Origin of the sequence: Streptomyces sp. BK022 (genome assembly GCF_004217355.1) — a bacterium.
Taxonomy (GTDB): domain Bacteria; phylum Actinomycetota; class Actinomycetes; order Streptomycetales; family Streptomycetaceae; genus Streptomyces; species Streptomyces griseoluteus.
This window is the reverse complement of the sequence record NZ_SHKU01000006.1, coordinates 132,882-156,335: the sequence shown is the minus strand read 5'-3', so window position 1 is coordinate 156,335 and position 23,454 is coordinate 132,882. Positions and strand designations below refer to the sequence as shown.

Below are 23,454 nucleotides of genomic sequence, written 5' to 3'. Positions count from 1 at the left end.
GGGACCTCGTCCCCGTCCGGGCACACTGGCGGCCACGGGAGTACGGCGAGGAGGACGCCATGGCACAGGAACAGCCAACCGGCGACGGCGAGGCAGCGCCCGATCCCTGGGACGGCGTCGAACTGGACGAGGACTTCGTCCGGGCCGCCGAGACCTCCGAGCCGTCCGCCCGGGCCCGCATGCTCACGGCCCGTTGGCGGGCCGAGCGCCCGGAGCCCCAGCCGTGGCGGGCCGACAAGCCGCCCGCGGGGTGGTTCTTCAGCCGTTCGCGCCGGCGCCGGCGCAAGGGTTAATTCGCTGGCGCCGGGCTTTCGGGCGGGGGCACAGTGGGGGAGCCGACGCCGGGTTCAGGGAGCCCGGCGCGCCCCCGTACCGGGAGCGGAGCCGGACGGCGTCATGTCCGGCTTCCGTCAGGACGGTCCCAGGGCGGGCCCCGGTGCGGTTACTCCACCGTCGAGCCCGCTCCCGCACGGGGACCGTCCGGGGCGGCCGCTTCGAGCACGCGATGTCGCTCTCGCGTGGGCCGCCCACCCGGAGAACCCGCCGGGAGGCGGGGCAGGACGACGCCGCGCCCCGCCTCTCAGCCGAGCAGTCGCTCCAGCACCACCGCGATGCCGTCCTCCTCGTTGGAGGCGGTCACCTCGTCGGCCACGGCCTTGAGGTCCGGGTGGGCGTTGGCCATGGCCACGGTGTGCGCGGCCCAGGCGAACATCGGCACGTCGTTCGGCATGTCGCCGAAGGCGATCGTGTCGGCCGCCCTCAGCTTCAGCCGCCGGGCCGCCAGCGACAGACCCGTCGCCTTGGAGAGCCCCAGCGGCAGCAGCTCCACGATGCCCTCGCCCGCCATGACGACGGTGACGAAACCGCCCGCCGCGCGCGAGGCCGCGTCCGCCAGCTCGTCCGTGGACAGCGTCGGATGCTGGATGTAGATCTTGTTCAGCGGGGCTTCCCACAGATCGGCCACGTCCGTGAACGCCTTGGCCGGCAGCCGGCCGGCGACCGCGTAGCCGGGGCCCACCATGACCTCGCCGTCCAGCCCGTCCCGGCTCGCCGCCAGGTACAGCGGGCCCACCTCGGCCTCGATCTTGGCCAGGGCGATGCCCGCCAGCTGCCGGTCCAGCGTCACCGAGGTCAGCAGCCGGTGCTGTCCGGCGTCGTAGACCTGGGCGCCCTGGCCACAGACGGCCAGGCCCCGGTAACCGAGGTCGTCCAGTATGTGCCGGGTCCAGGGCACCGCCCGGCCGGTGACGACGATGTGCGCGGCGCCCGCGGTCGCGGCGGCGGCGAGCGCCTCACGGGTGCGCGGCGAGATCGTCTCGTCGCCGCGCAGCAGCGTGCCGTCCAGATCGGTGGCGACCAGCCCGTACGGGAAGGGGTTGCTCACTTGGCGACCGGCTCCAGAAATTCCCGTCCGCCCAGGTAGGGGCGGAGGACCTCCGGGACACGGACCGAGCCGTCGGGCTGCTGGTGGTTCTCCAGGATCGCCACGATGGTGCGCGGTACGGCGCACAGCGTGCCGTTGAGCGTGGCCAGCGGGCGGACCTGCTTGCCGTCGCGCATCCGGATCTGCAGCCGGCGGGACTGGTACTCGGTGCAGTCCGAGGTGGACGTCAGCTCGCGGTACTTGCCCTGGGTCGGAATCCACGCCTCGCAGTCGAACTTGCGGGCGGCGGAGGAGCCCAGGTCACCGGTGGCCACGTCGATCACGCGGAACGGCAGCTCCAGCGAGGTCAGCCACTGCTTCTCCCAGTTCAGCAGGCGCTGGTGCTCGGCCTCGGAGTCCTCCGGGGCGACGTAGGAGAACATCTCCACCTTGTCGAACTGGTGGACCCGGAAGATGCCGCGGGTGTCCTTGCCGTGCGAACCGGCCTCGCGGCGGAAGCAGGGGGAGAACCCGGCGTAGCGCAGCGGCAGCCGGTCCGCGTCGATGATCTCGTCCATGTGGTACGCGGCGAGCGCCACCTCGGAGGTGCCGACCAGGTAGAGGTCGTCCTTGTCGAGGTGGTACACGTCCTGCGCGGCCTGGCCGAGGAAGCCGGTGCCCGCCATGGACTGGGGACGGACCAGCGCCGGGGTCAGCATCGGGGTGAAGCCGGCCGCGGTGGCCTGCGCGATGGCCGCGTTGACCAGGGCCAGCTCCAGCAGGGCGCCGACGCCGGTGAGGAAGTAGAAGCGGGAGCCGGAGACCTTGGCGCCGCGCTCGGTGTCGATCGCGCCGAGGATGTGGCCGAGTTCGAGGTGGTCCTTGGGCGCGAAGCCCTCGGCGTCGAAGTCGCGGATCTCGCCGTGCGTCTCCAGCGTGACGAAGTCCTCCTCGCCGCCGACCGGGACGGCGGGGTGGACGAGGTTGCCGAGCCCGAGCAGCAGGCGCTGGGTCTCCGCGTCGGCCTCGTCGCGCTCGGCCTCGGCCGCCTTGACGTCGGCCTTGAGCTGCTCGGCACGGCTGAGCAGCTCGGCCCGCTCCTCGGGAGTGGCCTTGGGGATCAGCTTGCCGAGCTGCTTCTGCTCGGCGCGCAGCTCGTCGAAGCGGACACCCGATGACCTGCGCCGCTCGTCGGCAGACAGGAGGGAGTCGACGAGCGCGACGTCCTCTCCACGAGCACGCTGGGAGGCGCGCGCACGGTCAGGGTCCTCACGAAGCAGGCGAAGGTCAATCACAGGCCCAAGGCTACCGGTGCGCGCGGACCGGCCGGGACCCCTATACCGGGGGCGGGCGTGCGCATCCACACCCTGGGGAAAGTTATCCACAGGCTGTGTGGAGTGACTGTGGATTTCGGAATTGATCATTCCGAGGGAGTTGCCTCCCAAGGAATTCCCGGTTCAAACTCCCCGGATAACCACTTTCGAGTGGAAAGTGGTCGTCCCAAAAGCTGAATCGATGGAAACGGGTGGACGAAGGGTGATCCGGGCTGGGCTGAATGCAGCTGATGACTGTGAGCCGATTTGTCGACCGGATGGGCCTTGTTGTCGACTTGTCCCCAGGTAGAGAAGCGGACCTGTGGATAACTTCTGTGGATAACGCGGACCGCTAGAAACGGCCGTCCTGGCAGCGGGTCACCCAGTCGGAGGCGGCCAGGAACTCCTGGTCGGACGTGCCCGGCTGAAGGGGCCGCGCCCCGCCCGGCCCGATGTCGGCACGCGGATAGGAACCCAGGAATCGCACCTGGAGACAGACCCGCTTCAGCCCCATCAGGGCCTCCGCCATCCGCCGGTCGGAGATGTGCCCCTCGGCGTCCACGCAGAAGCAGTAGTTTCCGATGCCCTCGCCGGTCGGCCGGGACTGGAGCAGCATCAGGTTGATACCGCGGGTGGCGAACTCGTCGATCAGGTCACGCAGGGCGCCGGGGTGGTCCTCCCGCTGCCACAGCACCACCGAGGTCTTGTCGGCACCGGTCGGCGCCGCGGGCCGGGCGGGCCTGCCCACCAGCACGAACCGGGTCTGCGCGTTCTCCGCGTCGTGGATGTCGGTCTCCAGCGGCACCAGGCCGTACCGCGCCGCCGCGAACTCACCCGCGAAGGCCGCGTCGTAGCGGCCCTCCTGGACGAGGCGGGCGCCGTCCGCGTTGGAGGCGGCCGACTCCCAGAGGGCATCGGGGAGGTGGGCGCGCAGCCAGTTGCGGACCTGCGGCTGGGCGGCGGGGTGGGCGGTGACCGTCTTGATGTCGGCCAGCTTCGTGCCCGGCCGGACCAGCAGCGCGAAGGTGATCGACAGCAGCACCTCGCGGTAGATCGAGAGCGGCTCGCCGGCGACCAGCTCGTCCAGGGTGGTGGTGATCCCGCCCTCGACCGAGTTCTCGATCGGCACGAACGCGGCCTCCGCCTCGCCGCTGCGCACCGCGTCCAGCGCGGACTGCACCGAGACGTACGGGATCAGCTCGCGGGTGGCGGCCTCCGGGAGAGTACGGAGGGCGACTTCGGTGAAGGTGCCTTCGGGACCGAGATACGCGTAACTCGCTGGCATGCCCTCACCCTAATGGCCCTGCGGCGACCCGGCCCGACCGTCTCATGCCGGCCACCCTTCCGGGTGGTTTCGATCCCGGACGCCTGCGAAAGGGGCGTCCGGGATGCCTGGTCAGCCCTCCAGCAGCCGCTGTCCCACGTACTCGCCCTTCGCCGCGCCCCCCGGCACCGCGAACAGCCCGCTGGCCTCGTGCCGCAGGTACCGCGACAGCGCGTCGCCCCGGTCGAGCTTGCGCTGCACCGGTACGAAGCCGCGCAGCGGGTCGGCCTGCCAGCAGATGAACAGCAGCCCGGCGTCGGGGGTGCCGTCCGCGTCGTAGCCGTCGTGGAAGGAGAAGGGGCGGCGCAGCATCGCGGCCCCGCCGTTCTGGTCGGGCCGGGTGATCCGGGCGTGCGCGTTGAGCGGGACGACGTACTCGCCCCGCGCGTCCGCCTTCTCCAGGTCCATCGGCGTGGTCTCGCCGCCGCCGGACAGCGGGGCGCCGTCCGACTTGCGGCGGCCGATCACCGCCTCCTGCGCCGGGCGCGCCAGCTTCTCCCAGTCGTCCAGCAGCATGCGGATGCGGCGGACGACGGCGTAGGAGCCGTTCGCCATCCAGGCGGGCTCGCCCGAGGCGGGCACGAAGATCCGCTGGTCGAAGTCCGGCTCGGCGGGCTTGGGGTTGCGGGTGCCGTCGACCTGGCCCATCAGGTTGCGCGTGGTCAGGGCGTGCGCGGTGGTGCCCGGCGAGCGGTTGAAGCCGTTCATCTGCCAGCGGACGCGGGCCGCGTCGCCCGCCTCCTTCTGCAGCGCCCGCAGCGCGTGGAACGCGACCAGCGCGTCATTGGCGCCGATCTGCACCCAGAGGTCGCCCTCGCAGCGCTTCCTGTCGAGCTGGTCGGCGGAGAAGTCGGGCAGCGGGTCCAGCGCGGCCGGCCGCTGCTTCTCCAGTCCGGTGCGGGCGAAGAAGCTGTGCCCGAAGCCGAAGGTGACGGTCAGCGAGGAGGGCCCGGCGTCGCGGGCCACATCGGTGTCCTCGTGCGGGGCCGCCTCGCCCGCCATCAGCCGCTCGGCCGCCGCCGACCAGCGGCGGAGCAGGGCCGCCGCCTCCTTGCGCCCGGCACCCGGCTTCAGATCGAAGGCGACGAGATGGCCGTGGGCCTGGAGTGCGTCGGTGATGCCGGGCTGATGTTTCCCGTGAAACATCGCGCGGTCCGTACCGATCGAGGTGAGGGGTGTGGCCGGGGCCGGCGCGGCGGCGTACCCCAGGGCGCCGCCCGCCGCGCCGAGCACGAGGCCGGTGGCCCCGGCGGTGCCGAGCAGGGCACGGCGGGACACACCCCGCCCCGCCTCGGCGGCGGGTCGCCCGGCTTCCGGGGTACGGGTCTGAGGGACGGACGGGTCGGGCATGGTGCGGTTCAGCCGATCTGCGCGTTCTTGGAGACGGTCACCTGGTCGATGTCGGAGGTCCGTACGGTGACGGCGACCTCCCAGTCTCCCGCCATGGGGACCTGGACACCGTTGGCCGCCCAGTGGCCCGTGGTGATGTGTTCCGGGGCCACCGGGAGCGGGCCGATCTTCTTCGCCTTCAGGGTGAGGGCGACCTTCACCTCGGGGATGTCGTACGGGCGGCCGTCGGACCGCTGGACGTACAGATGCATCTCGTTGGCGCCGACGCGGGCGGGGTCGAGGTCGATCCGGACCAGGCCCTTGCCGTTCTTGCCGCCGGTGTCGAAGGGCATGTCCAGGGTGAGGGCGCCGGAGGTGTCGGCCGGGGAACTCGCGGCCGGGGCGGTGGCGGCCCTGGCCTCCTGCTCGGTACGGCCCGGCTCGGTCTGGGTGAGCGCGGTGGTCACCGCGAGCAGCACGACGGCGACGCCGGCCTCCGCCAGCACCGACCGGCGCAGCCCGGCGCGGCCCGGGTCGGCATCCCGCACCCGCTTGCGCCGCGCGGTCTCCACGGCGGCCCGCTGCCGGGCGAGCTGAGCGGCGCGGCCGGGGTCGGCGGGGGTCTCCCCCTCCGCCGGCCCGGCTTCGCCGGCCTCGGTGACGGCAGCACCGGACGGCACGGTGGCGGCCAGGGGCGCCCGCACCTCCGCCTCGGCCGAGGGGGCGTCCCCCGCTGCCCCGGACGCCACTTCGGCCGTAGCTCCTTCCGCGAGCCTCCCCGTCCACCGTCGGGAGATCCACGCCAGCCCGACCATGACCGCCACCAGCCCCAGCTTGACCAGCAGCAGCTGCCCGTAGCGGGTGTCGGTGAAGGCCGACCACGAGCCGAGCTGCCGCCAGGACTGGTAGGCACCGGTGGCGACCAGGGCCAGGACGGAGCCGAAGGCCAGCCGGGAGAAGCGCCGCACGGCATCCGTGCCGAGCGGGGTGTCGGCGGGCGCCCGGTACAGGGCGACGAGCAGCGCGGTCAGTCCGCCGAACCAGCAGGCGACGGCGAGCAGATGCACGATGTCCACCGGCATGGCGACACCCGGCTGGAGCCCGGTGGACGCGTGCTCGGCCATCGCCCAGCTCGCCGCGAGTCCGGCCCCGACGACGACCCCGCCGATGGCGAGCCCGAAGCCCAGGTCACGCCGCTCGGCCGCCGCGTCCTCGTCGGCCCCCTCCTCCTCTTCCCGCCGCGCGTACGCCCCGAAGAGCACCGCGACGAACAGCGCGGCGGCGGCGAGCAACAGCAGCCGGGAGACCAGCGCGGCCCCGGTCTTGGTCTGGAGCACCTGCCCGAGCAGGTCGAGGTCGAAGACGTCTGCGAGCTTGCCGGAGGAGGTGTACGAGCCCCGGAGCAGCAGCAGTCCCAGCGTGGCCGCGGTGAGCGTCAGCCACCCCCCGACCACGAGCCGCTGCAGCGCCCGTATCCCCGCGCCCTGCCGCCAGCAGGCCAGCACGAAGGCGGCGCCGCCGGCCAGCACGATGAAGCCCGCGTAGGACAGGTACCGCCCGACGGCGTACAGCCCGCCCACGGCCCCGCCGCCGGCGCCCGCCCCCGTGTCGGAGACGACGGTGCGCGAGGGCGCGCCGATGGAGAAGGTGTAGGCCCCGGCGACGGGGTGGCTGTCGGCCGAGACCACCTGGTAGGCGACGGTGTACGTGCCGTCCGCCAGCCCGGCGCGCAGCCGGACCGCGTACGTGGTGCCGCTGACGTTCGCCGGTCTGCCGGACTGGACCGGCTTGCCCTTGGGGTCGAGCACGCGCAGCGAGTCGTCGCCCATCGCCACCTGCTCGGAGAAGGTGAGCGAGATCTGGGTGGGTGCCCGGTCGACCACCACCCCCTGCGCGGGGTCGCTGCCGGTCAGCGCGGCGTGCGCGGAGGCGGGCGCGGCGCCCGCGAACAGCGCGCCGGTGACGGCGAGGAGCAGCAGTACCAGGGTGCGCAGCCGGGGGGTGATGGTCCGCGTCAAGGTGGTCCCTCCCTCAGTGTCCGGTCGACGGGTTGTACGTGGCGGACCGCACCGGCATCTCGACGGTCAGCGGACCGGACCTGGCGAAGCCCAGCTTGAGCTTGACGGTCTGGCCCTGGTGCGGCTTCTGCTTGAGCTGCTCGAACATCAGGTGGTTGCCGCCGCTCCGGAAGACGAGCCGGCCGTGCGCGGGCACCGCGAAGGAGGTGCGCTCGGCCATCGTTCCGCCGCTGGTGCTGTGCATGGTGACCCGGCCGATGTCGCTGCTGACCGAGGTCAGCTCGTCCTGCTCGCCGCCCTTGTTGGTGACGGTGAGGAAGCCGGCGGCCATGTCGGCGGCGACCGGCTGGGGCATGTAGGTGGCGCTCACCGACAGCTCGGGCTCGCCGGCCCCCTGTCCGGAGCCGCACCCCGCGAGGGCGAGGGCGGCGGCGAGGGCGGCGGCGGGCAGTGCGGCCCGCTTCACGGCTTCGCCCCGCGCACGAGCTTGGGGAGGTCCTTGGTCCAGTCGTCGACGGTGGCCTCCTCGCCGTAGAGGACGTAGCCGCCGTTCGTCTTCGGGGAGAAGGCGATGACCTGGGTGCCGTGGACGGAGACGGTCTTGCCGTTCTTGTCCTTGCTCGTCGGCTCGACCGAGATGCCGAGCGAGCGGGCGCCCGCCTGGACGGTGGCGAAGTCGCCGGTCAGGCCGGTGAAGCGCGGATCGATGCTCTTGAGCCAGGTGCCCAGCTCGGCCGGGGTGTCGCGGCCGGGGTCGGTGGTGACGAAGACGACGCGCAGGTCGTCCTGCTCGGCCTTGGGCAGCGCCTTCGTGGCGACGGCGATGTTGCTCATCGTCGTGGGGCACACGTCGGGGCAGTGGGTGTACCCGAAGTAGACGAGCGTCGGGTGGCCCTTGGTCTCGGCCCGCAGGTCGTACTTCTTGCCGTGGGTGTCGGTGAGGACCAGGTCGGGCTTGGCGAAGGGCTGGTCGAGGACGGTGGCGGCCTTGTCGGAGCCGCCCTCCTCGGAGACCACGGAGACGGGCGAGGCGGAGTCGTCGCCGCTGCCGCAGGCGGACAGGGTGAAGGCGGCGGCTGCCAGCAGCGCGGCCGCGGCCAGGGTCTTCTTGCGCGGAGAAAGCGGAGAGAGCATGGAGAGATGTCCCAGGGGGTCGAGAACTCCCGCGCGCACCGGGGCCGTACCGGGCGGGCACGGGCCCGGTGCGCGCGGATCAGATGAGGGTCAGGCGGTGCGGCGGCGGCCCGCGAGGACGCCGTAGGCCACGCCCGCGACGCCGATCACGATGCCGACGACGCCGAGCACGCGGGCGGTGGTGTCGGTGCCGCTCTCGGAGTCGGCGGCCGCCTCCTGGTGGGCGTCGTCCTTGTCGCCGCCCTTGGCGTCGTCGTCACCGGCGGCGGCGGCCGTGCCGTGGTGGTCGTCGGTCGCGGCGGACAGCGCCAGCGTCGGGGCCGGGTTCTCCGGCTCGTCCTGGCCCTCCTGCGGCACCTCGATCCAGCGGACGACCTCCTTGTCGGAGTACGTCTGGATCGCCTTGAAGACGAGCTGGTCGGTGTCCTCGGGCAGCGCGCCCAGCGAGAGCGGGAACTTCTGGAAGTAGCCGGGCTGGATGCCCTTGCCGTCCGCGGTCCAGGTGACCTTGGTGACGGCCTCGCCGATCTTCTCGCCGTGCATGGTCAGCGGCTTGTCCAGCTTGGACTTGGTCACCTTCACGCTCCAGCCGGGCACCGGCTGCGGCATGACGGAGGCCAGCGGGTGGTCGGCGGGGAGGTTGACCTCGATCTTGGTGGTGGAGGCGTCGTCGCGCTCGTTGGGCACCTTGAAGTCGACGGTGGCGTAGCCGCCCTTGGCCGCCACGCCCTCCGGCTGCACGGAGACGTGCGCGAAGGCGGGGACCGACACGGCGAGGACGGTCGCGCCGGCCACGGCGACGGCGGCGGTGACACGGGAGGCGGTACGGGAGATCTGCATGCTGGGGAAACTCCGCTCTTGAGCGAGATCCGGTGCTGAGCCCGGTGACGGTGAGGGTGCGCGGGGCGCCGGTGAGAGACGCACGCGCGCGTGCCGCGCGACGACGGCCCCTCCCCTCCTCGTACGTACGGGAGCGGTGGTCGCGTCAGGCGGCGAGACGGAACGCGTCGGCGGGCGGGCCGCGCCGGATCACCGAGTGCTGGAGCGCGGCGGCCTGCGGTACCGGCGCCTCGTCCCGCTCGGTGCGGGCGAGGCGCGGGGCGGGCCCGGTCGTGGGCAGCAGCCCCGCGTACAGGGCGCGGGTCAGCGCGAGCGCGGCGCGCAGGGCGCCAACGAGCGCGCCCTCCGCGACCCCGTGCGTCGACAGCTCGACCAGCCGCAGCACGGCCAGGTCGCCCCGGCGCAGCAGCCAGCCCAGGGCGAGCGCCGCGAGGAGGTGGCCGAGAAGCATCGGCAGCGAGAGCAGGGAGAGCGCCGACGACGCCGAGCCCGCCGGGGAGCCGGCCGTGCCGGAGGCGTGCCCGCCGGTCGCCGCGTGGTTGGTGAAGCGGCCCGAGGCGTCGATGAGGCGGGCGTCGAGCAGCAGGCGGTAGGCGTGGCCGGGGGTGAGGGTGGCCGGGCCGGACCCGCACAGCAGTCGCGCGGCCCGCTGCACCATCTCGTCGTCGGCCGCGCCGGAGTGTGCGGTGCCCATGGACGCCATGGGCTGCGCGGTGTGCTGGCCGAGGCCGAACAGCGTGTGCAGGGCCACCTGGCCGAGGGCGAGGAGGGCGGCGATGGCGGGCACCGAACGGGCCCGTCCGGCGAGCGGCGCCATGACCAGCAGGGAGCCCGCGAACCCGGCGCCCAGCGTCCACAGCGGGACGCTCGCGCAGGAGGCAGCGGTGTGCCCGGCGGCGGCCAGCACGACACAGACCGCGGCGAAGACCGCGGCCCGCAGCAGCCGGACACGGGGTCCGGGTCGCGCCGTGCGCGGACGAGGGGCACTCATGGCGGGGCTCATCATCGCACTGCGCCCGCCGCACACCCGAGGCAGGGCCGCCGGATCACGCCACCGCCGGACGCGCGCCGCGGCGGCGGCCGTACCTCATACCCCGATTCGTCTCGGCGCACATCGACCATATGGGCGGCATCACGTCACTTGCGGGCTTACGGGCGCTCGCGCGCGGCAATAGGTAACGGTATGTCGAGCCGCGGCCAGGAGGCTGGAGCATGAGCATCTGGTGGTCACTCCATCTGCGCCGCGATGCCGCGAGCGTCCCGCTCGCCCGGCGGCTGCTGATCGGCACCATGGAGACGGCCGGCGTCGACCCCGACGTCTCCTACGACATCTCCGTGGCCCTCACCGAGGCGTGCGCCAACGCCGTCGAGCACGGCGGGACCGCGCACGGGGAGCATGCGGAGGCGTACCGGGTGACGGCCTATCTGGACGGCGAGAAGTGCCGCATCGAGGTGGCCGACTCCGGCCCCGGTGTCGCGTCCGCCCCGGCCCTGGGCATCCGGATGGCCCGCGTGGACGCCGAGGACGGCCGGGGCCTGTGTCTGATCAGGGAGCTCGCCGACCACGTCCACATCGGCGCCCGGCCGGGGCGCACGGGCACCGTGGTCAGCTTCGACAAGATCCTGAAGTGGAAGAAGGACCCCTCACTGCTCACGGCGTGAGGGGTCCTTCACCAGCGGGCCGGGCACCGGCGCCCGGCCTTCGCCGTGTCGTCAGCCCTTGAGCGACGCCATCCACGCCTCGACCTCGTCGGAGCGGCGCGGCAGCCCCGCCGACAGGTTCCGGTTGCCCTCGGCGGTGACGAGGATGTCGTCCTCGATCCGGACGCCGATGCCCCGGTACTCCTCCGGCACCGTCAGGTCGTCGGCCTGGAAGTACAGGCCGGGCTCGACGGTGAGGACCATGCCGGGCTCCAGCGTGCCGTCGACGTAGGCCTCGGTGCGGGCGACCGCGCAGTCGTGGACGTCCATGCCGAGCATGTGACCGGTGCCGTGCAGGGTCCAGCGGCGCTGCAGGCCCAGCTCCAGGACGCGCTCGACCGGGCCCTCGACCAGGCCCCACTCGACCAGCTTCTCGGTGAGCACGCGCTGCGCGGCGTCGTGGAAGTCGCGGAACTTGGCGCCGGGCCGCACCGCCGCGATGCCGGCCTCCTGGGCCTCGTACACCGCGTCGTAGATCTTGCGCTGGAGGTCGGTGTAGGTGCCGTCGACGGGGAGGGTGCGGGTGACGTCGGCGGTGTAGAGGGTGTGGGTCTCCACGCCGGCGTCCAGCAGCAGCAGGTCGCCGGAGCGGACCGGGCCGTCGTTGCGCACCCAGTGCAGGGTGCAGGCGTGCGGGCCGGAGGCGCAGATGGAGCCGTAGCCGATGTCGTTGCCCTCCACGCGCGCGCGGAGGAAGAAGGTGCCCTCGATGTAGCGCTCCGAGGTGGCCTCGGCCTTGTCGAGGACCTTCACCACGTCCTCGAAGCCGCGCACGGTGGAGTCGACGGCCTTCTGCAGCTCGCCGATCTCGAACTCGTCCTTGACCAGGCGGGCCTCGGAGAGGAAGACGCGCAGCTCCTCGTCGCGCTCGGCGGTGACCTTGTCGGTCAGAGCCGCCTCGATCGCGGCGTCGTGACCGCGCACCACGCGCACCGGGCCGGTGGCCTCGCGCAGCGCGTCGGCCAGCTCGCGCACGTCGGCGGCCGGGATGCCGTAGAGCGCCTCGGACTCGGTCAGCGAGTGGCGGCGGCCGACCCACAGCTCGCCCTGGCCGGAGAGCCAGAACTCGCCGTTCTCGCGGTCGGAACGCGGCAGCAGGTAGACGGTGGCGCGGTGGCCGTCGGCGGTGGGCTCCAGGACCAGGACGCCGTCCTCGGTCTGGTCGCCGGTGAGGTAGGCGTACTCGGTGGCGGCGCGGAAGGCGTACTCGGTGTCGTTCGAGCGGGTCTTCAGGTTGCCCGCCGGGATCACCAGGCGCTCGCCGGGGAAGCGGGCGGACAGCGCGGCGCGGCGGCGCGCGGTGTCGGCGGCCTGCGGGATCGGCTCCAGGTCACGCAGCTCGGTGTCGGCCCAGCCGGAGCGCATGTTCTCCGCCAGCTCGTCGGAGACACCGGGGTAGAGGCCGTTCTTGCGCTGCTTGATGGGCTCCTCGGCCTCGGTGGCCTCGTCGTTAACGGCCGGGTTGAGCTCGTCGGACACTGATCCTCCTCGGTACGGCGTGTGGTCTCCCCCCGGGGGCACGCGGCGCTCGCGTCCACGCCCGAGCGAGGGTGCCTCCATCATCGTACGTTCGTACCGAAACCGGACCGGTCGGGCCTGTCTCCGCTCAGTCGAAGCGGGCCGCCAGGAGCACCACGTCCTCGTCGCCGGCGGTGTCCTCCTCCGGCAGCAGGGTGGCGAGGACGTGATCGGCGACGGCGCCGGGGTCGGCGCGCAGGACGCGCGGCACGCCGGCCGCGGCCGCGTGCAGCCGGGCGAAGGCCCGGTCCATGGCCTCGCCGGTACGGCGGAGCAGCCCGTCGGTGTAGAGGAGAACCGTCTCTCCGGGCTGGACGCCGAACTCCACGCTGGGCGCCTCCCAGCAGGCGAGCATGCCGAGCGGGGCGGACAGGGAGGTCTCGACGTACTCGGTGCGGCGCTCCCCGGTCAGCAGCGGCGGGCTGTGCCCGGCACCGGCCAGGGTGACCCGGCGCACGGCGGGCTCGCAGTAGGCGAACAGGGCGGTGGCCGAGCGGGCGGGCTCGGTCAGCCTGAGCAGGAGCTCCAGGTCGGAGAGGACGGCGACCGGGTCCTCGCCCTCCATCACGGCGTAGGCCCGCAGGGAGGCGCGGAGCCGGCCCGTCGCGGCGACGGCGCCCGGCCCGCTGCCGGTGACGGAGCCGACGGAGAGGCCGAGGGCGGCGTCGGGCAGCGGCAGCGCGTCGTACCAGTCGCCGCCGCGCGGGCCGGTGCGATGCCGGACGGCGAGCTGGACACCGGGGACGCGGGGGAGCCGGGAGGGGAGCAGTTCCTCGGTGAGGGCCGCGGTGTTCAGCCGGGCGCGCTCCACCTCCAGCAGCAGGGCGAGGTGCTCGGTGGCCTGGCGGAGGTAGAGCGCGACGAGATGTCTGTGGTGTTCGTCGGGGGCGGCCGGTTCGTCGTAGAGCCAGACGGCGGCGCCGAGGTGGGTGCGTTCGGCGGCCAGCGGGAGGGCGTGGCTGGCGGCGTAGCCGAGGCGGGCGGCGACCTCGCGGTGGCGGGGGTCGAGGCCGGGCTCGGCGAGGAGGTCGGCGGTACCGGTCAGCAACGCCTCGCGCGGGACGGTCTCGATATGGCCGAGATCGGCGCGGCCGAGGCCGAGGCCGACGGTGGTGCGGGGGCCGAGCCCGTCGCCGGGTTCCAGCACGACGAGACCGCGCCGGGCGCCCACCAGGGCGGCACCGGCGCGCAGCAGTTCCTCAAGTGCGGCTGGCAGGGCGGATGTTCGGCACATCCGTTCGGTCAGCTCATGGAGGGTGGTGAGGTCGGAGACCCAGCCGGCCAGCCGGTCCTGGAGCAGGCTGCCGGGGGCCTCCGGGACGGCGACGGGGGGCGGTGTGCCTCCCGGGGCGTCCGGTGCGGGACCGGCTTCCGGGGCGGGGGGTGCGGGCGCGACAGTGTGGGCGGGAGTGGGAACCGTGGGATCGATTCCGGCCACTTTCGGAGGGTGAGGGGCGTTCATGGCGTCCGGCTCTCGGACCGGTGCGTCTTGCTGAAAAGCATCGCAAACCCCCATGTGATTCTGCGCCGCCAGCAGTGTCTCCACATGTACACGCACTCGTGAGGGGATGTCCAGCATTGTCCTGCGGGGATTCCTGGTGTTGGTGGGGTGCGGGAGGGATCTCCCGGAACCCCTTGCCCTACTGGCAAGTTGGCTGGAAACTGCCTCGGGTGGAGCGTCATTGCGGTCGACTGGCCCTGCTCGACGGAGCGTCACCACGGTCGTGCGGGGTACGTACTCGAGAGAAGCCCAGGGGTGGCCACAGGCCGCCCGGAACCTGGCGAAGGACCCGGACGTCATAACCACCGACGACCGAGCCCCATCCTCCCGTGGCGGAGGCGGAGAGAAACACGCGCGACGGCAAAACGCCAGACTTCGCCACCCCCGTGCCGTGTCCGTGCTCCTGAAGAACCGGCACGTCTGAAGAACCGCACGTCGGACGCGGCCGTTGTTCCATCCCTGGGGGTTCCCCCGCCGTACGCGGGGGCGTGATGCGCCAACAGGTACGCACAGTGAAGTGATCCACACATGTTGTGATGTCCACGGTGTTGCCAGCGGTGCAACGGAAAGGAACGAGCGCTCATGCGCGAGATCCTCGGAAGCCGAAGCGGCCTTCCGCCCCGGCGGGGCGACGACGGCCCGGCGCTGATCGACGCGGCCACGACCTTCGCGGTGACGTGGCGGTGGCCCGTACTGCCGGGCACCGCCCCGGATGCGCGGGGTCCGGCCGGCTGCTCCTGCCCCGACCCGGCCTGCACGGTGCCCGGCGCCCACCCCGGTGACCCCGATCTGCTGGCGGCTACCACCGACGCCCGCATGGTGCGTTGGTGGTGGACCAGCCGGCCGGACGCGCCGATCGTCCTCGCCACCGGCGGCCAGGCCCCCTGCGCCGTCAGCCTCCCCGCGGCGGCCGGCGCCCGCGCGCTGGCGCTGCTGGACCGGCGCGGCATGCGGCTCGGCCCGGTCGTCGCGGGCCCGCACCGCTGGGCGATCCTCGTGAAGCCCTACTCCATGGAGCAGCTCGGCGAACTGCTGTACGCCAAGGACTTCGTCCCCGGCTCGCTCCGTTTCCACGGCGAGGGCGGCTACCTCGCCCTCCCGCCCTCCACCACCGGTCAGGGCGAGGTCCACTGGGAGCGCGCCCCGCTGCCCGGCTCCGCCTCCCCGTGGCTGCCCGACGTGGAGGCCGTGGTGGACGCGGTGGTCGAGGCCCTCACTCGTACGGGTGTGAGCGCGCCCGAGTTGTAGGGGTGTCGGGGGCGCGCGGGGCCTTCGGGTCGCGCGCGCTCGTTATGTTCCGCCCATGCTGCGAAATCACCGGTCCCGCGCGGGCGGGCCGGGAGCCGGTCCGCTCCGTACCTCCGCCCTGGCGGGTCTCGTCGTGGCGGCGCTCCTGCTGCCGCTGGGCGGGGCGTCGGCGGAACAGGAGGCGGACGGGGACGGCGGTACGGCCTCGGCTTCTGTGCCCGCTGCGCCGGGCCGGACCGCTCTCACCCGCTGCGGACCCGAACTCGCCTCGCCCGAAGGGCTGGAGGCGCAGACCTGTGTCCTGACGTTGGGCGGCGACACCTGGGCACGGGTGTACTACCGCAACACCACCGGCGACGCCCTGGACGCCGGCCTGAGCCTGCTGGGCCCGGACGGCCGGGCGGTGCGTACGACGTGTGACACCGGCGCGGACGACGCGCCCGCCACCTGTGAGACCCCGCGCGAGCGCACGCGGGGCGCGGGGGCCGCGTACACGGCCGTCTCCGAGTTCGCGCGCGGCGCCGAGGAGCCGCTGCTGCTCCGTTCCGCCAGCAACTCCGTTGATGAAAACGGAAGTTGAGCGGCTCCGCCGTCGACCTGGCCGGGCGCGGGCATGAAAAGGCCCGGTTGCTGGCGACGGGGGATGCACCAGCAACCGGGCTACTGGAACGGTAACAAGAGATCGGCGGTTCGCAAATTCGGTCCGGCTCATTCGGACACCGATTCGCTTGTCACACCGAGGAGTTGTGACAGGAGTCACCTGCTCCTGACAGGGCCCGTCCGTTCCCCTTGCTCCAGGCCCTGCCCGGGGGTCAGCTCAGGGTGACCTGCCGGTTGGTGAGGCCGCCGCGCGCCCGGCGCTCCTCCGGGGTGAGCGGCTCGGTCACCGCGAGGGCCGCGGCCAGCCGCTCGGCGAACTCGGCGGCCGGCTTCTCGATCTCCTCGGCGCCGACCCCGCTCGGCAGGTCCCACACCGGCACGGTCAGTCCGTGCGCGCGGAACGAGCCGACCAGACGGGTGCCCTCGCCCAGGCTGGACGTGCCCGCGGCGTGCAGCCGGGCCAGCGCGTCCAGCAGGTGCTCCTCCTCGTGCGGCATGACCCAGCGCAGGTGGTTCTTCTCCGGGGTCTCGCACCAGTACGCGGCGTCCACCCCGGTCAGCTTGACCGTGGGGATCGCGGCGGAGTTGGCCCGCTCCAGGGAGGCGGCCACCTCGGGCGTCGCGTTCTGCGCGTCCGGCACCCAGAACTCGAACCCGCTGTGCACGACCGGCTCGAAGGGGCCCTCGGCGGCCAGCAGGTCCTGGAGGCGGGGCGCGTCGGAGGGGGCGCGGCGGCCCTCCACCGGGGTGCCCGGCTCGGCCACCAGGGCCCGCTGGAGGGTGTCGGCCAGGTCGCGGCTGATGTCGCCGGAGGCGGTGTCGTTCTGCAGGCCCAGCAGCACCGAGCCGTCGTCGCGGCGCAGCGCGGGCCACGCCATGGGCAGCACCGTGGCCAGCGTGACCGAGGGGACGCCCTCGGGCAGGCCGTCCTTCAGGGTGAGTTCGACGGTGGCCGCCGGGACCAGCTCGCGCAGCGCCACCCAGTCGCACTCGCCCGGCAGGTCCTCGAAGGGGCGCTGCACCAGCTCGGTCACCGAGTGCGCGGCCGCGCGGCCGTGGCACGCCTTGTAGCGGCGGCCGCTGCCGCAGGGGCACGCCTCGCGGGCACCGACGACCGGAACCTCGCCCCCGGCCCCGTGCGGCTGCGGGCGGCTGCCCTTGGTCTGGGGTCGCTTCTTGGCCATCGTGGCTGTCTCCCGGTAACGGCTGGTCTCGTACGGGCGGGAGCCTAGTCGTTCGGGCCAGGCGCCACGGGAACCTGTGGACGGCGCGGGCGGGGGCGGGCCGTGCCGGTGGACGACCACCGCTTCCCCGAAGCCCGTTCAGTCCAGGCTCTCGAACGCCTCCGTGAAGCCGAGTTCGGCCAGCGCGGCGACCGGCGCGGGGGTGGTGACGCGCGTAGCGAAAGATTCGAGCGGGGCGCCGGCATCGGGGTCGTGCACGTCCCCGTGGACCACCACCCAGACCGTCACCTCGCCCGGCACGTCGTCCCGTACCCCCCAGTCGTCGGCGAGCGCGTCGATGATGCTCAGGCCCCGGCCGCCGTGCGCGGTGACCGAGGGGGTGGCCGGGGCGGGGCGGGTCGGACCGCCGCCGTCGGTGACCTCCACGATGAGCCGTCCACGCGGGTCGATCCGCCAGTCCGCGCGCACCGCGCCGTCCCCGGCCCGGGCGCCGCCCAGCGGACGTCCGTGCCGGTACGCGTTGCTCAGCAGCTCCGACAGAATCAGCACGGCGTCGTCCACGACCGGTTCCGGGACCCCGCCGCCGCGCAGTTGCGCGCGCATCCGGTGCCTCGCCTTCCCCACGCCGGCAGGGCCGTGAGGTACGGCCATGCTCGACGACGCGGGCACTTCCTGTGCCACCACCAACGCCACCCCCGAGACCTCCTTCGCCCCACGCCACGGTGTGGATGCCCCATTGGCCTGAACCGGAAACCGGCCAGTCTCGTTCCGGCGACGCATTCGCAACCTCCGCGCGGGAGGCGAACGCGCCGGAGCACTCCTCGACCGAGGGGGAGGGGTCAGCGGCCGAGGCGGCCGAGCACCTCGCGCGGGCGGTTGGTGATGATGGCGTCGACGCCGAGTTCCACGCAGAGGTCCACGTCGGCGGGCTCGTTCACCGTCCACACGTGCACCTGGTGGCCGGCTTCCTTGAGCCGTCGTACGTACGCCGGGTGACCGCGGGCGATGCGGAGGGAGGGGCCCGCGACGGTGACGCCCTCGGGGAGGCGTCCGTCGCGCAGGCGCGGGGTGGCGAACTGGGCGAGCAGCACCAGGGGCAGGGTCGGGGCCGCGGCGTGCACCCGGTGCAGGGAACGGGCGGAGAAGCTCATCACGCGCACCGGGGAGACGTCGGGGGAGACGGGGGCGTGCAGTCCGTACCGGCGCAGCAGGGCGAGCAGGCGCTCCTCGACCTGGCCGGCCCAGCGGGTGGGGTGCTTGGTCTCGATGGCCAGCTCGACCGGGCGCCCCGCGTCGGCGACGAGTTGGAGCAGGCGCTCCAGGGTCAGGACCGAGGTCTCCTCGCGGTCCTCGGGCCGGTGCTCCCAGTCGGGCTCCTCGTCCCGGCCCGTGCGGCCCTTCCAGGAGCCGAAGTCGAGGGCCGAGAGGTCGGACAGCTCCAGGGCGGAGACGGCGCCCCGGCCGTTGGAGGTGCGGTTCACCCGGCGGTCGTGGACACAGACCAGGTGTCCGTCGGCGGTGAGCCGTACATCGCACTCCAGGGCGTCCGCGCCGTCCTCGATCGCCTTGCGGTAGGCGGCGAGGGTGTGTTCGGGCGCGTCCTCGGAGGCTCCACGGTGGGCGACGACCTGGATCGTGTGGTGTGGTGCGTGGGTCACCGCGTCATGGTGCCACCGACCGGGGGTGGTGCGGGGCGCGCGAGCGGGCAGGCGACCGGGAGCGGTACACCACCGCGCGGGCCCCGGCCATACTTATCTCACTTATGCCCGAGAAGTCTTATATAAAGGGTCCCCACGATCCCACAGGGACCGCTTACGGTGCCCTGACGGCCCGTGGGAAAAGCTGAGTGCGTACAACAGGAACAGGTAGGGACCATGTGCGGCCCTGTCGCGCCGGTCCGCGCGTCTTGGGTGACGGGCGTGCGCACGGCCACGGACATGACCGACCATGGACCAGCGCGACCGTACGCGACCCGTGTACGACGTGGCGCGACCGGTGGCGACCGAGCATGATCGATAAAGACCGAGCGCGACCGACGACAACAGCCGTGGATCGAGGAGAGAAGAGCTGTGAGCACCGAGAACGAGGGCAACGCGGTACCCCCGGCCCCGTCCGCACCTCCTGTGCCGGTGGCATCTCCCGCTCCCCCGCAGGGTGACGCGGGTGCGACGGCTCAGCTTCCGCCGGTGCCGTCCGGCCCGCCGGAGCAGCACCCGTACGGGCCCGGCCCCACCCAGTCCTACGGCGCCCCCGAGGGCTCCTGGCCGCCCCCGCCGCCCCCGGGCGCACCGGGTTACGGCGAGGCGGGCGCGGGCGGCGCGGGCGGCGGCTGGGGTGCCTCGTACCAGCAGCCGGCGCCGAAGCCGGCCGGTGGCGGGCGCGGCGGGCTGATCGCGGCGGTGCTGGTGGCCGCGCTGGTCGCGGGCGGTCTGGGCGGCGGCCTCGGCTACACCCTGGCCAAGGACAACGACGGCCAGGGCTCCACCACCGTCTCCGCCGCGGACAACGGCGCCTCGCAGGTCAAGCGGGCGCCGGGCACCATCGCGGGCGTGGCCTCCAAGGCGCTGCCCAGCACGGTGACCATCGAGGCGGAGAGCAACAGCGGGGAGGGCGGCACCGGCACCGGGTTCGTCTTCGACACCCAGGGTCACATCGTCACCAACAACCACGTGGTCGCCGAGGCGGTCGAGGGCGGCAAGCTGTCCGCCACCTTCCCGGACGGCCGCAAGTACGCCGCCGAGGTCGTGGGACACGCCCAGGGCTACGACGTGGCCGTCATCAAGCTGAAGAACGCGCCCTCGGATCTCAAGCCGCTCTCCCTCGGCAACTCCGACCAGGTCGCGGTGGGCGACGAGACGATCGCCATCGGCGCCCCCTTCGGGCTGTCCAACACCGTGACGACCGGCATCATCAGCGCCAAGAACCGCCCGGTGGCCTCCAGTGACGGCAGCTCCAGCAGCAAGGCGTCCTACATGAGCGCCCTGCAGACCGACGCGTCGATCAACCCGGGCAACTCCGGCGGCCCGCTGCTCAACGCCTCCGGCGCGGTGATCGGCATCAACTCCGCGATCCAGTCCACCAGCGGCGGCAGCTTCGGCTCCGGCCAGTCCGGCTCGATCGGCCTCGGCTTCGCCATCCCGATCAACCAGGCCAAGTACGTCGCCCAGCAGCTCATCAAGTCCGGCAAGCCGGTGTACGCCAAGATCGGCGCCTCGGTCTCCCTGGAGGAGTCCACCGACGGCGCGAAGATCACCGACCAGGGCGCGGGCGGCGCGGACGCGGTCGAGTCGGGCGGCCCCGCCGCCAAGGCCGGCCTCAAGCCGGGCGATGTCATCACCAAGCTGGACGACTCCGTCATCGACAGCGGTCCCACCCTGATCGGCGAGATCTGGACCCACAAGCCCGGCGACAAGGTCAAGGTCACCTACACCCGGGGCGGCGACCAGCACACCGTCGACCTCACCCTCGGCTCCCGAGTCGGCGACAGCTGAGCCAGGTCCCCCGCCCGGCCCGCGCTCCCGGTACGCTGTACCCCGCTCCGCCCCAGGTGGGCGAAGCAGGGAGGTGTGCCCGAGCGGCCTAAGGGAACGGTCTTGAAAACCGTCGTGGCAGCGATGTCACCGTGGGTTCAAATCCCACCGCCTCCGCAGAGGCAGGAAGCAGAAGGGGCGCCCCTCGTCAGGGGGGCGCCCCTTCCGTGTTGCGTACCCCGGCCGGTCAGTTCAGCAGCGCTGCCGTGAACGTCTCGCGGTGCTCCGCCAGCCAGGCCCGGACGCGGTCCCAGCGCTCCCAGCCGCCATGCTCGGCCAGTGCCCGGAGGTAGACGGGGTCGCCCTCGGCCACGCGGCGGGTGACGAAGGCGCGGCAGACCTCCGTGGCCTGTTCGACGACGCCGGGCAGCTCGGCGCGCTCCCGGGCCGAAAGCCCGTAGCCGTCGGCAAGGACCCGCAACCGCGCGGGTGCGTCCAGGCCGGCGGGATACAGGGCCGCCGCGGACGCCGGATCGAGCATGGGCACCCAGTAGCGGGCGGTCATGGCCACGTCCCAGAGGGGACGTCCCGGGGCCGCCATGTCGAAATCGATCAGGGCGGCGGCACGCCCCTCGCGGAAGACGACGTTCTCCGGGCAGACGTCGTTGTGGCACAGCGTCGTCCCCCCTGCCGGGTCGGCCAGGTCCCGGGGCCATCCGGCACCGGTGTCGACCGCGACGGCCGCGCCGGCCTCGTGCAGGCGCCGCACCAGGCTCCCCACCGAGTGGAGGGCGGCCTTCGTCATGACCTGGTCCGGGAACGGCGGCAGGGCCACGTCACCCGGGACGAAGGTCAGTCGCTCACGACCGCCCACGGGGAGGCCGACGGGCACTGGAGCGGCGTCGAAGCCGTGTTCTCTCAGCGCCAGGAGGTAGGGGTGCAGGGCGCCCGCGCTGGGCGGCGCCGGACGCTCCACCAGCTCACCCCGCCGGAAGACCGCCCCCGCGTTGGCCAGGCCTCCGGCCAGCGCGCCGCCCTCGTCCTTCCTGACCCCGCCCCCGTCCGACGTCACGCCCCCTTGTCCTCCGGGTACCACCGCAGCTCGATCGTGTTGCCGTCCGGGTCCTGGACGTAGACCGACGTCGCCTCGCCCCGCGCGCCCGAGCGTTGGACCGGGCCCTCCAGGACGGTGAAGTGGCCGGCGGCGATGATCTCGGCCCAGTCCAGGGGGTCCACGACGAGGCAGAAGTGGTCGACGTTGGAGTCGGAGCGGGGGCCCTCGACGATGTCGATGATCGTGTCCGGGGTGATGCGGACGGAGGGGAAGGGGGCCTTGCCGGCCCGCCATTCGTCGACGTTCTCCGGCTGGAGGCCGAGGAGCGTGGTGTAGAAGCCGAGGGAGCGCTCGACGTCGGCGACCTTGAGGACCAGGTGATCGAACGCTTTGACGCGCAGGGCGGGCACTGTGCCTCCAGAGGCTGTCGGGGACGGTTCCACGATCCACCGGAGCCGGGACTTCTTCAAGATCCCCCCGCCCGCCGTGCCGCCGACCCCAGCGTGGCCCGGGCCTCCGCCTCCGGCAGGCCGGTGTCCAGGGCCGCGTCCAGGAGCGGGCCCGCCAGCGCGGCGCCCAGTCCCTGTTCCCAGGCCCGGCACGCCGCCCAGAAGAGGCGGGAGTTGCGCTCGCCCTCGTGCGCGGTGCGGACGAAGTGGACCAGGGCCGCGCCCCCGTCCGCCGGGTGCGCCCGCGAAGGCCGGGGTGGCGGGGGCAGGAGGAGGTGCAGCAGGGGCGGGGGACAGGGCGCCGGGCGGAGGTGGGCGGTGCCCGGTGCCGTGGCGTACGTACCGCGGGTGCCCCGGGAGCCGGGGCCGACCAGGTAGCCGCCCGCGCCCCGGATGTCGATGCCGGGGGCCAGCCGGCTCGCCGAGTTGGGGACCGCCACGTCCGGCGGCCCGGTGAGCCAGAGATGGCGGCCGCCGCTCGGGGTGAGGACGACGACCGTCTCGGGGATCGTGAACCGGTGCCGTACCGCGAGGGCGCGCAGCGCGGCCGGGGAGTCCGTGCCGGGCTTGGTGTCCAGGTCGACGCCGATCAGATGGTGCGGGGGCAGCCCGCAGGCGATGCCGTACCCGGTGGCCCAGGGCGCGGCGGCGAACAGGGCGCGCACGCGCGCGGGGTCGGCGGAGGCGTCGTGCACCCCGTGCCCGAGCCGTCCGCACTCGCCGTGGCAGGGCGGGTGCGCGGGGTCGGCGTGATGCGGGGAACGCAGTGCCGGGAGCTTCTGCCGGGACAGCGGGATGACGGCCAGCCCGCGCTCGGCGGCCGACAGCGCGTGGGCGAGGGCCGGCGGCGTGGCCCGCCGGTCGGAGGTGGCCATGACTCCATGGTCGTACGCACATTCGAGTAGGGGAAGTGGGCCGGGATGTCCGGTCTGCGGCACAGGGCGAAGAAGTGTGGCGATGGGGGTTTATCGACTTGTCATCACGCTTGCGTGGGAACCATGCCCCTTGAGGAGATTGGGGCCGATCCGGGCGGGCAGTACTCCGGTGCGACGCCGCAGAGAGAGGACGGGTCGGGACGGTCGGCCGGCCTTCCTGACTCAAGCCGTAGTCGGGTCTGGAGGAAGAGATGGACAGCAGTCACCGCGGACCTCTCCGGTGAGCCGGGGGCGGGGTCCCTGGGGAGGGACTCCGCCGGGGTGTGCTTCGGGGTCATGACAGCGGCGCGGCCGGCACTTCGGTGCCCGCCGCGCCGCTGTCGTACGCCCGGCCCCGCCCGGCCCGTACGCGTACCGCGCTCCGCCCCCGGCGACCCCTCCGGGACAACCCGCAGGCCGGGTGGAGGTCCACTCCACCTTCAGGAGGTCCGGCGCACCCCACCCCTACAACCTGAGGCGGACCCGGCTTCGGG

General features: G+C 73.3%; 22 protein-coding genes and 1 tRNA gene. 6 read left to right on the top strand and 17 right to left on the bottom strand.

Annotation, left to right across the window (positions count from 1 at the left end; translation table 11 throughout):
• The first annotated feature begins 59 nt into the window (after positions 1 to 59).
• Complete coding sequence (locus tag EV284_RS24490; protein ID WP_130337753.1) at positions 60 to 293, top strand: hypothetical protein; 234 nt, start codon at positions 60 to 62, stop codon at positions 291 to 293.
• 287 nt (positions 294 to 580) lie between these two features.
• Here the strand turns inward: EV284_RS24490 and EV284_RS24485 are convergent, their stop codons facing one another.
• The 9 genes from EV284_RS24485 to EV284_RS24445 form a co-directional block, all read right to left on the bottom strand.
• The gene (locus EV284_RS24485) at positions 581 to 1,384 is read right to left on the bottom strand and encodes an HAD family hydrolase (protein WP_130337751.1); all 804 of its coding nucleotides are present in this window, start codon (positions 1,382 to 1,384) and stop codon (positions 581 to 583) included.
• Positions 1,381 to 2,658 carry a serine--tRNA ligase gene (serS, locus tag EV284_RS24480; RefSeq protein WP_130337749.1) on the bottom strand — a complete coding sequence of 426 codons (1,278 nt, stop codon included), beginning with the start codon at positions 2,656 to 2,658 and terminating at the stop codon, positions 1,381 to 1,383. Before serS ends, EV284_RS24485 begins: the two co-directional genes overlap by 4 nt.
• A 370-nt stretch (positions 2,659 to 3,028) precedes the next feature.
• Complete coding sequence (pheA, locus tag EV284_RS24475; protein WP_130337747.1) at positions 3,029 to 3,961, bottom strand: prephenate dehydratase; 933 nt, start codon at positions 3,959 to 3,961, stop codon at positions 3,029 to 3,031.
• A gap of 111 nt (positions 3,962 to 4,072) precedes the next feature.
• Positions 4,073 to 5,350 (bottom strand): iron uptake transporter deferrochelatase/peroxidase subunit, encoded by a 1,278-nt coding sequence (gene efeB, locus EV284_RS24470; RefSeq protein WP_130337745.1) that lies wholly within the window; start codon positions 5,348 to 5,350, stop codon positions 4,073 to 4,075.
• Positions 5,351 to 5,358: 8 nt separating this feature from the next.
• Positions 5,359 to 7,347: a copper resistance protein CopC gene (locus EV284_RS24465; RefSeq protein ID WP_130337743.1), complete on the bottom strand. Its 1,989-nt coding sequence runs from the start codon at positions 7,345 to 7,347 to the stop codon at positions 5,359 to 5,361.
• A 13-nt stretch (positions 7,348 to 7,360) separates the two neighbouring features.
• On the bottom strand, positions 7,361 to 7,813 hold the full coding sequence (locus EV284_RS24460; protein WP_130337741.1) for a copper chaperone PCu(A)C: 453 nt from the start codon (positions 7,811 to 7,813) through the stop codon (positions 7,361 to 7,363).
• A complete protein-coding gene (locus EV284_RS24455; RefSeq protein ID WP_130337739.1) occupies positions 7,810 to 8,481 on the bottom strand; it encodes an SCO family protein in 672 nt (223 codons plus the stop codon). The genes EV284_RS24460 and EV284_RS24455 overlap by 4 nt, the downstream gene beginning before the upstream one ends.
• Before the next feature lie 90 nt (positions 8,482 to 8,571).
• Positions 8,572 to 9,321, bottom strand: coding sequence for a YcnI family protein (locus tag EV284_RS24450; RefSeq protein ID WP_130337737.1), 750 nt, complete (start codon positions 9,319 to 9,321; stop codon positions 8,572 to 8,574).
• A gap of 145 nt (positions 9,322 to 9,466) precedes the next feature.
• Positions 9,467 to 10,312, bottom strand: a complete 846-nt coding sequence (locus EV284_RS24445) for a hypothetical protein (protein WP_130337735.1) — start codon at positions 10,310 to 10,312, stop codon at positions 9,467 to 9,469.
• Positions 10,313 to 10,533: 221 nt separating this feature from the next.
• Here EV284_RS24445 and EV284_RS24440 point away from each other — a divergent pair, with 221 nt between their 5' ends.
• Entirely contained in the window at positions 10,534 to 10,983 is a 450-nt protein-coding gene (locus EV284_RS24440; protein WP_130337733.1) for an ATP-binding protein, read from the top strand.
• Positions 10,984 to 11,034: 51 nt separating this feature from the next.
• Here the strand turns inward: EV284_RS24440 and EV284_RS24435 are convergent, their stop codons facing one another.
• Positions 11,035 to 12,501: an aminopeptidase P family protein gene (locus EV284_RS24435; RefSeq protein ID WP_130337731.1), complete on the bottom strand. Its 1,467-nt coding sequence runs from the start codon at positions 12,499 to 12,501 to the stop codon at positions 11,035 to 11,037.
• 127 nt (positions 12,502 to 12,628) lie between these two features.
• Positions 12,629 to 14,119: a PP2C family protein-serine/threonine phosphatase gene (locus EV284_RS24430; RefSeq protein WP_130337729.1), complete on the bottom strand. Its 1,491-nt coding sequence runs from the start codon at positions 14,117 to 14,119 to the stop codon at positions 12,629 to 12,631.
• A gap of 504 nt (positions 14,120 to 14,623) precedes the next feature.
• Between EV284_RS24430 and EV284_RS24425 the strand changes: the two genes are divergently transcribed.
• A complete protein-coding gene (locus EV284_RS24425) occupies positions 14,624 to 15,289 on the top strand; it encodes a bifunctional DNA primase/polymerase (protein WP_130337727.1) in 666 nt (221 codons plus the stop codon).
• Between the two features lie 55 nt (positions 15,290 to 15,344).
• Positions 15,345 to 15,869 carry a hypothetical protein gene (locus EV284_RS24420; protein ID WP_130337725.1) on the top strand — a complete coding sequence of 175 codons (525 nt, stop codon included), beginning with the start codon at positions 15,345 to 15,347 and terminating at the stop codon, positions 15,867 to 15,869.
• A 232-nt stretch (positions 15,870 to 16,101) separates the two neighbouring features.
• Here EV284_RS24420 and EV284_RS24415 read toward each other — a convergent pair whose 3' ends face one another.
• The 3 genes from EV284_RS24415 to EV284_RS24405 all read right to left on the bottom strand — a co-directional run bounded on the left by EV284_RS24415 (position 16,102) and on the right by EV284_RS24405 (position 18,731).
• Complete coding sequence (locus EV284_RS24415; protein ID WP_130337723.1) at positions 16,102 to 17,073, bottom strand: DUF5926 family protein; 972 nt, start codon at positions 17,071 to 17,073, stop codon at positions 16,102 to 16,104.
• A gap of 138 nt (positions 17,074 to 17,211) precedes the next feature.
• Positions 17,212 to 17,853, bottom strand: coding sequence for an ATP-binding protein (locus EV284_RS24410; protein ID WP_130337721.1), 642 nt, complete (start codon positions 17,851 to 17,853; stop codon positions 17,212 to 17,214).
• A 59-nt stretch (positions 17,854 to 17,912) separates the two neighbouring features.
• Positions 17,913 to 18,731, bottom strand: coding sequence for a glycerophosphodiester phosphodiesterase (locus tag EV284_RS24405; RefSeq protein WP_130337719.1), 819 nt, complete (start codon positions 18,729 to 18,731; stop codon positions 17,913 to 17,915).
• A gap of 411 nt (positions 18,732 to 19,142) precedes the next feature.
• Between EV284_RS24405 and EV284_RS24395 the strand changes: the two genes are divergently transcribed.
• Together EV284_RS24395 and EV284_RS24390 are read left to right on the top strand one after the other, a co-directional pair.
• A complete protein-coding gene (locus tag EV284_RS24395) occupies positions 19,143 to 20,564 on the top strand; it encodes a trypsin-like peptidase domain-containing protein (protein WP_130337717.1) in 1,422 nt (473 codons plus the stop codon).
• Between the two features lie 69 nt (positions 20,565 to 20,633).
• Positions 20,634 to 20,720: transfer RNA gene (locus EV284_RS24390), tRNA-Ser, on the top strand.
• 70 nt (positions 20,721 to 20,790) lie between these two features.
• Here EV284_RS24390 and EV284_RS24385 read toward each other — a convergent pair.
• From EV284_RS24385 to EV284_RS24375, 3 genes are all read right to left on the bottom strand, one after another.
• Entirely contained in the window at positions 20,791 to 21,615 is an 825-nt protein-coding gene (locus EV284_RS24385) for a phosphotransferase (protein ID WP_130337715.1), read from the bottom strand.
• Positions 21,612 to 21,998 (bottom strand): VOC family protein, encoded by a 387-nt coding sequence (locus tag EV284_RS24380; protein WP_165425651.1) that lies wholly within the window; start codon positions 21,996 to 21,998, stop codon positions 21,612 to 21,614. The genes EV284_RS24385 and EV284_RS24380 overlap by 4 nt, the downstream gene beginning before the upstream one ends.
• A 65-nt stretch (positions 21,999 to 22,063) precedes the next feature.
• The gene (locus EV284_RS24375) at positions 22,064 to 22,921 is read right to left on the bottom strand and encodes a bifunctional DNA primase/polymerase (protein ID WP_130337711.1); all 858 of its coding nucleotides are present in this window, start codon (positions 22,919 to 22,921) and stop codon (positions 22,064 to 22,066) included.
• Positions 22,922 to 23,454: the final 533 nt, after the last annotated feature.